The sequence below is a fragment of the Delftia sp. WY8 genome, assembly GCF_018437695.1.
In the GTDB taxonomy this organism is placed as follows: Bacteria; Pseudomonadota; Gammaproteobacteria; order Burkholderiales; family Burkholderiaceae_C; genus Comamonas; species Comamonas tsuruhatensis.
The window spans coordinates 5,266,288-5,279,969 of sequence record NZ_CP049795.1 but is presented as its reverse complement, the minus strand read 5'-3'; the positions used below and the strand labels follow the sequence as shown (position 1 = coordinate 5,279,969).

General features: G+C 69.6%; 10 protein-coding genes. 7 read left to right on the top strand and 3 right to left on the bottom strand.

The genetic code is table 11. The features are described from left to right. Nucleotides 1–18 precede the first annotated feature (18 nt). Nucleotides 19–1,458, bottom strand: a complete 1,440-nt coding sequence (locus G4D77_RS24265; protein ID WP_154833720.1) for an alpha/beta hydrolase family protein — start codon at nt 1,456–1,458, stop codon at nt 19–21. 311 nt (nt 1,459–1,769) lie between these two features. Here G4D77_RS24265 and G4D77_RS24260 point away from each other — a divergent pair, with 311 nt between their 5' ends. Continuing rightward, on the top strand, nt 1,770–3,431 hold the full coding sequence (locus G4D77_RS24260; protein ID WP_154833719.1) for an ankyrin repeat domain-containing protein: 1,662 nt from the start codon (nt 1,770–1,772) through the stop codon (nt 3,429–3,431). A 6-nt stretch (nt 3,432–3,437) separates the two neighbouring features. Here the strand turns inward: G4D77_RS24260 and G4D77_RS24255 are convergent, their stop codons facing one another. Continuing rightward, a complete protein-coding gene (locus G4D77_RS24255) occupies nt 3,438–4,688 on the bottom strand; it encodes a YeeE/YedE family protein (protein ID WP_154833718.1) in 1,251 nt (416 codons plus the stop codon). Between the two features lie 173 nt (nt 4,689–4,861). Then, the gene (locus G4D77_RS24250) at nt 4,862–5,827 is read right to left on the bottom strand and encodes a sulfurtransferase (protein WP_017407485.1); all 966 of its coding nucleotides are present in this window, start codon (nt 5,825–5,827) and stop codon (nt 4,862–4,864) included. A gap of 214 nt (nt 5,828–6,041) precedes the next feature. On the opposite strand from G4D77_RS24250, the gene G4D77_RS24245 reads away from it, so the two are divergent. From G4D77_RS24245 to G4D77_RS24215, 6 genes are all read left to right on the top strand, one after another. Beyond that, nucleotides 6,042–7,238: a multidrug effflux MFS transporter gene (locus G4D77_RS24245; RefSeq protein ID WP_047217356.1), complete on the top strand. Its 1,197-nt coding sequence runs from the start codon at nt 6,042–6,044 to the stop codon at nt 7,236–7,238. A gap of 29 nt (nt 7,239–7,267) precedes the next feature. Then, nucleotides 7,268–8,257, top strand: coding sequence for a tRNA (adenosine(37)-N6)-dimethylallyltransferase MiaA (gene miaA, locus G4D77_RS24240; protein ID WP_154833717.1), 990 nt, complete (start codon nt 7,268–7,270; stop codon nt 8,255–8,257). A gap of 16 nt (nt 8,258–8,273) precedes the next feature. Continuing rightward, nucleotides 8,274–8,990, top strand: coding sequence for an ABC transporter ATP-binding protein (locus G4D77_RS24235; RefSeq protein ID WP_154833716.1), 717 nt, complete (start codon nt 8,274–8,276; stop codon nt 8,988–8,990). A gap of 19 nt (nt 8,991–9,009) precedes the next feature. Further along, complete coding sequence (locus G4D77_RS24230) at nt 9,010–11,577, top strand: FtsX-like permease family protein (protein WP_154833715.1); 2,568 nt, start codon at nt 9,010–9,012, stop codon at nt 11,575–11,577. 198 nt (nt 11,578–11,775) lie between these two features. Next, on the top strand, nt 11,776–12,474 hold the full coding sequence (locus tag G4D77_RS24225) for an IPTL-CTERM sorting domain-containing protein (RefSeq protein ID WP_154833714.1): 699 nt from the start codon (nt 11,776–11,778) through the stop codon (nt 12,472–12,474). Between the two features lie 880 nt (nt 12,475–13,354). Continuing rightward, nucleotides 13,355–13,678, top strand: coding sequence for a hypothetical protein (locus G4D77_RS24215; protein ID WP_227741054.1), 324 nt, complete (start codon nt 13,355–13,357; stop codon nt 13,676–13,678). Nucleotides 13,679–13,682: the final 4 nt, after the last annotated feature.

Here is a 13,682-nt window from a genome sequence, read left to right as displayed (position 1 = left end):
CCTGCGCCGCCTTCCGCGCTACGGGCAGCTTGCCGCGTTCTGCGAGATCACGGCGCGCAACTGCCGCGTGGTGGTGCTGTCATCCGGGCCCAGCGTGTTGCGCGTGTAGCGGCAGCCATAGGTGGGCGCGGCCACCGTGGCGGCCGTCTGCACATCGTCACCGCCCGGCCTGGCGCCGCCCTGCTCCCACTGCACCATGGCATCGAAGGCCTCCACCTGCTCGGCCACGGTGAAGTCGCAGTGCGATGCGCCGCGGATGGCGCGCTGCACCAGCCAACGGTCCTTGCCCTTGTCGGCCACGCGTCGCTGGTAGATCTGCTGCATGCTGAACGGCACATACAGGTCGCCCAGCGTGTGCAGCGTCACCACGGGAATGCCGATGTCGCCTGGGCTCACGGGAATCCAGCGCAGGCCGTCGCGGCGCAGCCGGTTGGCATCGGGCGCGGCCGTGCGCTTTTGCGCGGAGGCATTGAGCGCGGCCGAGGCCGCTGCATCCCCATCGATGCGGTAGGTGAAGCGGTTGGTATCGGTCACGTTGCGGTTCAGGATGCCATTGACCGAGCCGTCGCTGCCGAACACGCCCCAGACCGGAGCGAACGAGCCGCCCACAGCCACACCCAGGTCGAACAGCGGGCGCGGACCGCCCGTGAGATTCTGGATCACCGACAGATAGGCGCGGCCCGTCGCGGTAGGTGCAGACGGGAAGGTCGTGAACAGGGCCGATGTCACCTTGCCCTGGATGGCCGCCCAGTCGGTGACGGCATGCTGGGCCTCGCCCGCCAGGGCCTGGGCAGTGATCTGGGCCGCCGCGAAGTAGTCGAACAGCTGGGTATCGCCCATCACGCCGCACATGGGCACGGCGCCCTGGTAGCGCACCTTGTTGCGGGCCGTTGATTGGGCTTCGGCCTCGATGGCCGCCGCCGTGATATGGCCGCCCATGGAATGGCCGGTGATGTACAGGCGCTGCGGCTGCGCCAGCGGCCGGCCGTGAGATGCGGCCAGGCGGTTGAAGGCCAGCGCCAGCGCGTTCGTGTCCTCCACGCCGGCGCGCACGTCGTAGTAGTTCTTGCTGTAGCTGGATGCTGCCCAGGCATAGCCGTTCTGGATCAGGTAGCGGCGTATGGACGGATTGGTGACGTTGAGCGCACTGCCCTCGCCCGCATAGCCGTGGGCATACATCACCAGGCGGCCATTCCAGTTGGCCGGCACCTCGATGCGGTAGGCCGCGCCTTCCAGCACTCCGGCCCAGCGGCTGGTGCTGGCGTTGTCCACCGTGTCGCCAGCGGCAGCCGCCAGCGCATCGAACGTGGTGGCAGAAGGATTGGCCGGCGCAAAGCTGCGGCTGTCCTGGGCCCGGGTTTCCTCGGGCGCATCACCGTCCCCCCCGCCGCAGGCCGCAAGGCCCGTGACCGCCAGCAGACCGAGATACTTCCAACGATTCCAACGCAGGGCTCGCATAAGACTGTCTCCTTGGGATGAAGGTTTGAAGGGGAACGCGCGCAAAAAATCCGTTTCAAGGGGGAGTGCCGACGCAGCCTATGCCAGACAACTGGCCCGCCATGCGGGTAGGAACCCGCAAGCAGGGGCTGCCGGCTGTCACCCAGATGACTGTCGCCTTGCGCTAACATCCGCGCTTGCGGTGCAGGCCGCACCCGGACCTGCGGGAAGGGTTGAACCCACCTGTATGCGCCTCTCGGCGTTTTTCTCTTGCCACATGCCTTTGTGCGCCAAGCTGCAGGTCATTGGCCTTCGTGCACGGAGGTATCCCTGTGAAACGCATCCCCGCCCGGCCCGACATGGGCCATCTCAAGAAACAGGCCAAGCAACTGCTGGCCGCCTATCGCGCAGGCTCGGCCCAGGCCATGGAGCAATTGCGCGCCCACCTGCCCGCTGCCCGGGGCCGCACGGAAGAGGCGCTGGCCGCCATGGACCTGCGGCTGCACGACGCCCAGTCCGCCGTGGCGCGCGAGCACGGTTTCGCTTCATGGAGCGAGCTGTCAGGCTACGTCGAGGCATGCCAGCGCCTGGCGGCGGACCCCGAGACATCCCGGCTGCACTGGCTGGCCCTGGTCTATGCCGGCGATGTGGCGGGCGGCACGCACCGCGCGCAGCCCGCGCTGGCCCGGCGCCTGCTGGACGAGCGGCCGGAGCTGCCGGGCAATGATCCCTGGATGGCCTGCGCCATCGGCGACCTGGCCGCGCTGCGCGAAGCCACGCACAGAGATCCCGGCTGGCTGCAGCGCGCAGGCGGGCCGCTGGGACTGCCACCGCTGGTGGCCGTCACGCACTCGTGCCTGCTGCGCCTGCCCGAGTTCGCCGAGCCGCTGCGCGCCTGCGCGCGCTGGCTGCTGGACGCGGGCGCCGACCCGCTGCAAACCGTGGGCAATCGCTGGCCGCCGGCCTCGCTGCAGGCGCCCTCCGAGACCGAGCGGCTGTCAGCACTCTATGGCGCAGCAGGCCAGAACCATGATGCGCAACTGACGCAGATGCTGCTGCAGGCCGGGGCCGACCCCAACGACGGCGAATCGCTCTACCACTCTCTGGAAGGCACGCCGGCCAGCCGCGAATGCACGCGGCTGCTGCTGCAGGCGGGCGCGCGTGTGGAGGGCAGCAATGCCCTGTTCCGCGTGCTGGACCTGGACGATGTGCAGGCCCTGCGCCTGCTGCTGGACCACGGAGCCGATCCGAACGAGGACAACGGCCAGGGCGAATGGGGCCGCCCGCTGCTGTGGGCGATACGCCGGCTGCGCTCGCCCGCCCACGTGCAGGCCTTGCTGGATGCAGGAGCCGACCCGGCCACCCGCACACCGCAAGGCCTGGGCGCCGCCCGCCTGGCACGGCGCTTTGGCCTGGCCGACGTGGCCGTCCTGCTGGAACAGTCCACGGGCGCTGAAACCGCCACGCCCGAAGAACAGTTCGTTGCCGCCTGCGCCATGGGCGACCGGGCCCGGGCCGGAGGGCTTCTCGCGTCCCACCCGGGTCTGCTGCAAGGACTGTCTCACGAGCAGCTGCGCATGCTGCCCGAACTGGCAGCCCTGGGCCGCATGGAGGCCGTGCGCTGCATGGTGGAACTGGGCTGGCCCATCGCTGCGCGCGGCGGCGACTGGGATGCATCCGCACTGAACCAGGCCGTTTTCCGTGGCGATGCCGCCATGGCGCGCTTCCTGCTGGAGCACGGCGCACAGTGGACCGAACGCCACGCCTATGGCGACAACTGCGCAGGAACCCTGTGCTGGGCATCGCTGAACCGGCCCGAATCCACGGAACCCGGCGGCGGCGACTGGCTGGGCTGCGCCCAGGCCCTCATCGACCACGGCATGCCCCTGGCCAGGCCCGACCCCGAGGCGCCCGGCTGCGTGCTCATCGACGGACGTCGGCAGCGGTATCCGGAGGAGATCGCGGATCTGCTGCTGGGTGTGGCTGCCGGCTGAAGGCCCTCAGTCCCGGCTGGCCTGCCAGCGCCGCAGCACGAAACCCAACCACAGCGCCGTGAACACGGCCGCGCCAAAGACCCAGCCCGACAGCGCACCCGCCATGCTGCCCGACAGCAGCGTGCCGATGGTGCAGCCCAGCCCCGTCATGGCGCCCCAGCCCAGCAAGGCGCCACCGGCCAGGCCGCGAGCCGCATCGCGCCAGGTGGGGCGGCGTGGCGTCCACTGGCGGCTGGCCACGGCGGCGCCCCAGGCGCCGGCCACCAGGCCCAGCAGCAGCACGGCATGGGGCGTGAGCAGGCTGTTGAGCACGGCCGTGGCGCATCCGCCCAGGGTATCCAGGCCATGCAGGCGCTCGGGCACCCAGCCGCCTGCCTGGGCCCAGCTGCGCACGGTGCTGCCCAGCGTGGTGGTCACGCCCAGCGGCCGCATGCGCACGATGGCGGCGGCCGCGATCAGGCCCACGGCCAGGCCGCCCAGCGCGGCGTTCCAGCGGCCTTGCCACAGTGACATCCACAGCTGGCGCAGGCCCGGTGGCTGCGCCGGTTCTGCCGCAGGCCGGGGCTGTGCGCGGCCCGAGCGCCCATGAATGCGCCAGACCCAGGCCGCCAGCAGGCCCAGCACGGCCAGTTGCAGCGCCAGCGCGCCGCCATAGCCCAGATGGGCCGGCAGCCAGATGACGGGCGCATCGGCAATGGCCAGGCTGTACAGCGGGTTCCAGCTGCGAAACCCCAGCACGAAGCCCAGGCCCGTGCCGACCAGGGCAAAGGGCGCCACGGGCGAGCCCTCGCCCAGCCGGTACCAGTGGGCGCTGATGCACGAGCCCGAGACCGACATGCCCGCTCCAAAGGCCAGGCCCGCAAGGACCAGCACCCAGCTCACGGGACCTATGTGCATGTCGGGCGGCAACTGCCCAGGCTGGGGCACGGCCACCCAGCTGCCCAGCACCACGGTCATGCCCGCCGAGCCCACGGCCAGCGCCAGCAGGATGGAGAGCACGCCGCGCGGGTCGCCGAACTCGAACCAGTCGCGCGCATGGCAGTAAAAGCAAAAGCGCGAGCGCTGCAGCACCAGCCCCAGCAGCAGGCCCAGCGCCAGCGCAAAGACCAGGGTGCGCCCGCCGCCTTGCAGCTGCAGCTGCGCCGCCACAGGCCAGGCTGCGGCCAGCACGGCGGCCAGGGGCAGCCATCTGGTCCAGTCCCTTGCCCTGTGCCTGCCATTCACGTTCTGCGTGTGCTCACCGGTCACGCTTGTCATTCCTGCCCCCTTTTGTTGCCATCCACCCATAAAAAAGGGGCCCGCAGCCTGCGGGCCCCAAAGGAGCCGAGCTTTTGCCAAAGCCACACGTCACGCACCTGATCCGTCGAACCAAGAGCACTGACACCCCTCGCCCGGCCCCCGCCTTCAAGACAGGTTGATCGACGGCGGAATCATTTCGCGGCCCAGACCGTACCGGCCGGGTTGTTGATGGGCACGCCCACGGAGTTGCCGTATTCGGTCCACGAGCCGTCGTAGTTGCGCACCTGGTAGCCGAGGATCTTGGACAGCGCAAACCAGGTGTGGCTGGAGCGCTCGCCGATGCGGCAGTAAGTGATCACGGGCTTGCTGCCGTCGATGCCCACGCCCGCATAGAGCTTCTTGAGTTCTTCGGCGGACTTGAAGCTGCCGTCCTCGCGCACGGCCTGGCCCCAGGGCACGTTGACGGCACCGGGGATGTGGCCGGCGCGGATGGCCAGCTCCGGCACGCCGGCCGGGGCGAAGACCTTGCCCTGGTATTCGTCGGCCGAGCGGATGTCGACGAGCCTGGCGTCGCTGCGACCTTCGGCCGAGGCCAGCGCATCGGTCAGGCGCGCGCGCAGCGCGGTGTTGACCTTGCCCACGCGGTAGGTGGTGGCCGCATATTCCGGGGCGCGGTTGTTGAGGGGGCGGTTTTCGGCCTCCCACTTCTTGCGGCCGCCGTCCAGCAGCTTGACGTTCTGCACGCCATAGATGTCGAAGACCCAGGCCCCCCAGGCCGCGAACCAGTTGTTGGTATCGCCGTACAGCACGACCGTGGTGCCGTCCTTCACGCCGGCCTGCGACAGCAGTTTCTCGAACTGCTCCTTGCCCACGATGTCGCGGCGCACCTTGTCGTTGAGATCGTTGTGCCACGAGAAATTGACCGCGCCCGGCACATGGGAGCGCTCGTACAGGCCGGGGTTGACGCTGACTTCGACGATGCGCACGTCGGCGCGGTTGAGGTTGGCCGCCAGCCATTCGGTGCTGACCAGCGGACCTTCGGGAACGGGCGCATTGGCATGGGCCGTGCCGCCGATCAGGGCCGCGACGTACAGCACGGTGCAGGCACCCTGGCGCAGGGTGGCGGGGATGGTGGAGAAAGCGGTCGGCGTTGCCATCACGGTCCTTTGTTTGCAGTTGCGTTGATTGCTCGGTTGGGGTCGGGTTGCTCTGCAATGCAATGTAGGCAGGGGCGGGCCGGTTCCCAACTGCGCAATCCGCAGATGGATATGCGCCGCCAAGGCATGGACAGCGGCACCCCGGGTTCTCTGCTACCCTCGGGCGCCTATGTCAGCGCCCCTGTCTCCCGCCGTCGCGCAAGCGCCGCCGGCCATGTCCCCCGTCCTGGTCGTCATCCTGCTCGGCCTGCTGCTGGGGCTTCAGCCGCTGGCCACAGATCTGTACCTGCCCGCCCTGCCCTCGATACAGGCGGCCTTCTCCACCCAGGTGTCCCAGGTGCAGCTCACGCTGACGGCTTTCCTGCTGGCCTTCGGCTGCTCGCAGCTGGCCTGGGGGCCGCTGTCCGACCGCTTAGGGCGCAGGCCCATCCTGCTGGCAGGCATGTCCATCTATGTGCTGGCGGCCCTGGGCAGCGCCAGCGCCGAGACCATGGAATCGCTGATCGCCTGGCGCGCGCTGCAGGGTGCATCGCTGGGCGCCGGCGTGATGTGCGCGCGCGCCATGGTGCGCGACCTGTTCGCGCCGCACCTGGGTGCCCAGGTCATGTCCAAGGCGCTGACCGGGCTGGGCGTGATCGCCTTCCTGAGCCCCGTCAGCGGCAGCCTGCTGGTGGATTCGCTGGGCTGGCGCTCGACCATGCTGGCCCAGGCGGTAATGGGTGCGCTGGCCCTGCTGCTGGTGGCCCTGCGCTTCACGGAGACACTGGCCCGCACCAATCCCACGGCGCTGCAGCCGCTGGCCCTGGCGCGCAACTGGATCACCATCTTGCGCCACCCGGGATTCCAGTCCTACCAGTTGCTGACCTGCTGCACCTATGCGGCCCTGTTCACCAATCTGGCCGCATCTTCCTTCACCTATATCCATGTGCTGGGCGTAAGCCGCACGGGCTACGGCCTGCTGATGGGCAGCAATGCGCTGTGCTACATCGCGGGCACCTTCCTGTGCCGCTGGCTTCTGCAGCGCATGGATGTGCGGCGCGCCGTGCAGATTGCCGGGCTGGCCAGCCTGCTGTCGGCCACGGCCATCGGCATTGCGGCGCTGGCCGATGCGCGCAGCCTCTGGGCCTATGCCCTGCCCTTCTATATCTTCCAGATCGCCCATGGCGTGCACATGCCCTGCGGCCAGAGCAATGCCATCGCGCCCTTCCCGCAGTCGGCGGGCACGGCCTCGGCGCTCAACGGCTTCACCATGATGCTCATCGCCTTTGCCATGGGACACTGGCTGGGCCTGCACCTGGACGGCCAGTCCACCCGGCCCATGGCCTTCGGCATCTGGTTCTGGGGCGTGTGCACGGCCCTGGTCGCCTGGGGGCTGGTGCGCCGCCACGGCGGGGTCGATGGCCACCGCTGATTTTCATTTCCTGCGTTTGTGTTTTTTGAATGTCCACCGCTTCCCCGCTCCCCTGCCTGGCCATCGCCGGCCCCACCGCTTCCGGCAAGACCGCTGCCGCCCTGGCCCTGGCCAGGCTGCTGGCCGAACGCGGCCAGGCCGCAGAAATCATCAGCGTGGACTCGGCCCTGGTCTATCGCGGCATGGACATCGGCACGGCCAAGCCCACGCCCGAAGAACTGGCTGCCTGCCCCCATCACCTGATCGATATCCGAGACCCGCTGCAGGCCTACAGCGCGGCCGAATTCGTGCAGGACACGCAGCGCCTGGTGGCCGAGATCCACGCGCGCGGCGCCCTGCCGCTGCTGGTGGGCGGCACCATGCTGTATTTCAAGGCCCTGCAGGATGGCATTGACGACATGCCGGCCGCCGACCCCGCCGTGCGCGAGCGGCTGGACGCCCAGGCCGCGCAGATCGGCTGGCCCGCCATGCATGCGCTGCTGGCCCAGGTCGATCCCGCCACGGCCGCACGCCTGGCGCCGGCCGACAGCCAGCGCATACAGCGCGCGCTGGAGGTCTGGCAGGTGTCGGGCAAACCGCTGTCCAGCTTTCATACGCGGGCGGGCAAGGATGCGGCACAGGGCCTGATCAGCCCCGGCGGCTTCTTCTCGCTGGAGCCGCAGGACCGCGCCTGGCTGCATGCGCGCATTGCCCAGCGGTTCGACGCCATGCTGGACGCCGGCTTCATCGACGAGGTGCTGCAGCTGCGCGCGCGCGGCGACCTGCACCTGGACCTGCCCTCCATCCGCTGCGTGGGCTACCGCCAGGCCTGGGAATCGCTGGACGGCCTGTACCCCATGGACTCGCTGCGCGAGCGCGGCATTGCCGCCACGCGCCAGCTGGCCAAGCGCCAGATCACCTGGCTGCGCAGCATGCCCGCCCGCCATGCCATTGCCTGCGATACGCCCGATGCCCAGCAGCAACTGCTGCAGGCAGCGATGGCCGTGGTGGCCGCAGCAACCCAGGCCCGCAACGGCTGAACAGGAAACCGCCTTCATGACTGCCGCGCCCCGGGACAACACGCCGCTGACTCAGTCGCCGCTGCTTCAGGTCCAGGGCCTGGCGCGGCGCTACCGCAACGACGGCGGCACGGAAACCGCCGTCTTCGAGAACGTGGACTGCAGCGTGGCGCGCGGCGAGTTCGTGGCCATCGTGGGTGACTCGGGCGTGGGCAAGTCCACCTTTCTCAACTGCCTGGCCGGGCTCGATGAGTGGCAGCAGGGCCGCGTGCTGCACGAAGGCCAGGACCTGTCGGCCCTGGATGAAACCGGCCGTGCGCTGTGGCGGCGCAGCCATGTGGGCTTCGTGTTCCAGGCCTTCCATGTGCTGCCGCACCTGGATGTCTGGCACAACGTGGCCCTGCCGCTGATGCTGCTGCAGCGGCTGGATGCTGCGGGCCGCCAGCGCGTGCAGCAACTGCTGCAGGCCGTCGGGCTGCAGGGGCTGGAGCAGCGCCTGCCCTGGCAGCTCAGCGGCGGCCAGCTGCAGCGCGTGGCCATTGCACGCGCCCTGGTCCACGGCCCGGCCCTGCTGCTGGCCGACGAGCCCACGGGCAACCTGGACCCCGGCACGGCCGCCCAGGTCATGGAGCTGCTGCTGCAGCAGACCCGCGAGCACCAGGCCGCCCTGGTGCTGGTCACGCACTCCATCGAGGCCGCGCGCCGTGCCGACCGCGTGCTGCGCCTGACCGCACAGGGCATGCAGCCCGCCTAGCGCCAGAGACCATCCGCCCATGCTCGCCCTGCTTCGCACCTTTTCCTGGCAGGAGCTGCGCCAGCATCCCTGGCGCACGGCCACCGCCCTGGTGGCCATCATGCTGGGCGTGGCCCTGGGCTTTGCCGTGCATGTGATCAACCAGTCCGCGCTCGATGAGTTCTCGCGCGCCGTGCGCACGGTCAGCGGCCAGCCGGACTTGGAGTTGCGTGCCATGCAGGGCGGCCTGCCCGAATCGCTGTATGGCCGTGTTGCGCAGCAGCCCCAGGTCAGCCTGGCCGCACCCTGGATCGAAGCCACGGCCCTAGCCGGCACCGCCACGCCGGTGCAGTTGCGCGTGCTGGGCGGCGATGCGCTGCGGCTGGCGCCCGTGGCGCCTGCGCTCATGCCCCGGCTGTTCGATGGCGGCGGGCGGCTGGACCTGTTCGCGCCCGATGCGGTCTTCCTCAATGCAACGGCACTCGAAGCCCTGGGCCTGACGCCGGAGCAGGCGCGGCACACGCCCCTGCCATGGCAACTGGGCGGGCGCGCGCAGACCCTGCGCATCGCGGGCACGGTGGCCGCATCCGGCCCGCCGCTGGCCGTGATGGACATCGGTGCGCTGCAGGACAGCCTGCAGCGCTGGGGCCAGGTGGACCGCATCGATGTGCTGCTGGCCGAAGGCGCCAGGCGCGAGTCCCTGCTGGCCGAACTGCGCCGCCTGCCCGACTGGCCCGCCCAGGCCCTGGCCAGCCGCCCCGGCGACGACCAGCAGCGCATTGCCGAGATGTCGCGCGCCTACCGCGTCAACCTCACGGTGCTGGCCCTGGTGGCGCTGTTCACGGGGGCGTTCCTGGTGTTCTCGGTGCTGGCGCTCAGCGTGGCCCAGCGCGCGCCGCAGTTCGCCCTGCTGGCCGTGCTGGGACTGACACCGCGCCAGCGCCTGGGCCTGGTGCTGCTGGAATCGCTGCTGCTGGGACTGTTGGGCAGCGCGGCCGGCATTGCCCTGGGCGCGGGATTGGCCTGGCTGGCCCTGCACATGCTGGGCGGTGACCTGGGCGGCGGCTACTTTGCCGGCGTGCAGCCCGCGCTGCAGTGGAGCGCCAGCGCCGCGCTGACCTTTGGCCTGCTGGGTGTGGCCGCCACCGTGGCTGGCGGCTGGTGGCCGGCGCGCCAGGCCATGGAGTTGCCGCCCGCCGCCACGCTCAAGGGCCAGGGCGCGGGCTCCGAACGCGCGGCGCGTGGCCTGCCGGCCCTGCGGCTGATGGCAGCCAGCGTGGCCCTGGCCTTTGTGCCGCCCGTGGCCGGCATTCCCCTGGCCGCCTATGCCGCCGTGGCCCTGCTGCTTCTGGGCGGCATGGCCGCCCTGCCCTGGCTGCTGGGCCAGCTGTTGCGCCTGGTGCCGCAATCGCTGCTGCGCCGGCCGCTGGCCCTGCTGCCCGTGGAGCGCGCACGGCGCATGCGCCGCAGCACCACCGTGGCCGTGGGCGGCGTAGTGGCCAGCCTGAGCCTGGCCGTGGCGCTGACCGTGATGGTGGCCAGCTTCAGGGACAGCATGATCGCCTGGCTGGACGCCGTGCTGCCCGCCCCGCTGTACCTGCGCACGGCCGGCAGCGCAGGCCGTGCCGATGCCGCGCCCCTGCCCGCCGATCTGGCCGCGCGCATTGCCGCCCTGCCTGGCGTACAGCGCGCCCAGCCCATGCGCAGCACCAGCCTGTGGCTCAGCCCGGATCGCCCCGCCGTCAGCCTGCTGCTGCGCCCGCTGCATGGCCCCCAGGGCCAGCAGTTGCCGTGGATACAAGGCCCCGTGCAAGCGCCCGCTGGCAGCACGCCCGTCTATGTCAGTGAAGCCGTGGCCCAACTCTATGGCGTGCGGCCGGGCCAGGAGTGGCCGCTGCTGGCCCAGGCCCTGCCGTCGGAAGATTCCCGCGTGTTTGTGGCCGGCATCTGGCGCGACTATGTGCGCCAGTTCGGCGCCATCGCCATGGACTGGGATGACTACCAACGGCTTGCCGACGGCAGCGCCACCACGGCAGGCCCCACCGAAATCGCCATCTGGCCGGACGGCGACGACACGGCCACGGCACAGCAGCTGCAGGCGCGCATCCAGTCGCTGATGACCGGGCCGGGCGCCGCGCAGGCACTGGAGTTCGCCAGCAGCGGCGCGCTGCGCGAGCGCTCCATGCGCATCTTCGACCGCAGCTTTGCCGTGACCTACTGGCTGCAGGCCGTGGCCATCGGCATCGGCCTGTTCGGCATCGCGGCCAGCTTCAGCGCCCAGGTGCTGGCGCGGCGCAAGGAATTCGGCCTGCTCGCCCACCTGGGCCTGACGCGGCGCGACATCCTGGCGGTGGTGGCCGGCGAAGGCATGGCCTGGACCACGGCCGGCGCCATCGCCGGCAGCCTGCTGGGCCTGGGCGTGGCCGCGATCCTGGTGCACGTGGTGAATCCGCAAAGCTTTCACTGGACCATGGAGCTGTCCCTGCCGTGGTCCCGCCTTTTGGCGCTGGCTGCCAGCGTGATCGCGGCAGGCACGCTGACGGCCTGGCTGGCCGGGCGTGCGGCTGCAGGGCGCGAGGCGGTGCTGGCGGTCAAGGAGGATTGGTAAACCCCATCCCTCCGCGCAAACCGATAGCCTGCAAAAAATGAAAACGCATAATCAATTGTTAATTTTTCTTACAAGAGAATCATTTTCCATCTGATCATTCGCCCGACTTCGGCAGTGCTGCGCCCTATCCACGGGGGGTGCCTGCCTCTACAAAAATCAGACAGGCGCATTGCCGTCTGTACGCGGGAGATCGGACTCATGGCAGGTTTCGGAAAACGTTGGGCTGCGTCGCTGGCCCTGGGCGCGGCAATGTGCGGCTCGGCCTGGGGGCAGATTGTCTTTCCTCCAGGCTCCAGCATCGATCTGGCTGGCGGTTCGTTCAATTCGTTTTGCGTCCCCGTTTCGATGGGCGGGGAACTGGCCCTGGGCACGGGCACCTTCGATTCGGGGTCCTTTGCCTTTGACGCGGGCTCCACGGTGACCGGCACGGGCGGCCAGCTCAACATCGGCGGCGACCTGACGAGCGCGGCGGCACTGAATCTCGGCACCAGCAGCGTTGTGCTTTCAGACACCTGTGCACCCGGAACGACCCTGACACTCAGCGGCAATATCGTCGTGAAGGATCTGACACTGATCAGCACCGGCCCGACACCCCCGACCATCGTTCTTCCCGCAGGTACCAACCTCACCGTGCTGGGCACGCTCACGCTGGGCTCTCCCGGCAAGCCGGTGGTGCTGACCTCTTCCGGCCCTGGCACCGCCGTGGTGACCATGGGGCCGTCGGCGACCCTGGTCAACAGCAGCGGCAGCGTGGTGCCTGGCAACGTGCAGATCGGAGCGCCTGTGGTGACGGCTCCGGCCAGCATCCCCACGCTCAGCACCTACGGGCTGATGCTGATGAGCCTGCTGCTCGGCGGCATGGCCCTGCACCGCCAGCGCCGCGCAACACGCCTCTGAGCAGGCCGGGCGCCCCGGCATCCGGCCCCTGGGCCGGCCCATTCTTCTTCCATCCTGGCGCCCGCCACGCGGGTGCCGGCTTTCCGCGCGTATTCATCCAAGCAGCATCTGAACCATGGACCGTCGCAACTTCCCCATCCCTCCCCGCCTTCTCTGGTCGCTGTGCATCAGCGCGGGAATCTTCAGCCCGGCAGCCCATGCCGCCGACGTGAGCATCACTATGCCGGCCGGTGGCAATTTCGTGATCAAGAATTCTGCGGGGGCCGAACGCTTGCGGGTACAGAACACAGGGGAGGTGCTGGTACCAGCCCTGCCTGCCGATGCAGCCACTGGCAACCAGCTGCTGTGCGTTGACGGCGCCACGGGGCAATTGGTGCATTGCGCGCCGGGTGTGGGCGGCGGGGCAACTGGCGCTACGGGAGCCACAGGTGCGACCGGCGCCACAGGGGCAACAGGCCCAGCAGGCGTGACCGGCGCCACGGGGGTGGCTGGACCGACAGGCGCAACGGGAGTCACTGGTCCGACTGGGGCCACCGGTGCGGGCACCCCAGGTGCCACGGGTTCGACGGGTGCCACTGGCGCGACCGGACCCACCGGACCTACAGGGGCCACGGGTGCAACCGGCCCGACGGGCCCGACCGGCATGACAGGGGCTACGGGCGTGACAGGGGCCCAGGGTGACACAGGTCCCACAGGGCCCCAGGGCGCGCAAGGCATTCAGGGAATCCAGGGCATCCAGGGCGTGACGGGTGCCACAGGAGCTGGACTTCAAGGCCCCACAGGCCCTGCAGGAGCCCAGGGGCCTGCAGGCTCGGGTGGGTTTTTCCAGACGTATACAACTCCTGCCCGCGGCAACAGCGCTGGCACCGGCACAATTTATTTGTTTGCCAACGGCGGCGGTAACACATTCGAGACCGATGCGCAGCGCATGGTACACACCTCATGCACCAATGCTTCATTGCGCGCCATGCTGACAGAGAACAGGGCGTTGAGCCTGACGCTGCAGCTGCGTCGAGGCGTGAACGAGAACTTCTCCAATGTGTCGGGCGTGCCGATCTGTTCGCTTTCCAATGCCAACCCCACATGCGATGTGTCCGGCCCCGCCACTTACGCACCAGGCGACACCATGACTGTGCAGTTGGTTGGCACCCAGGCCTTCAATACGGCGGTTACCGGTTTGATCGTGGTGGCCTCCTGCCAGTGAGCTC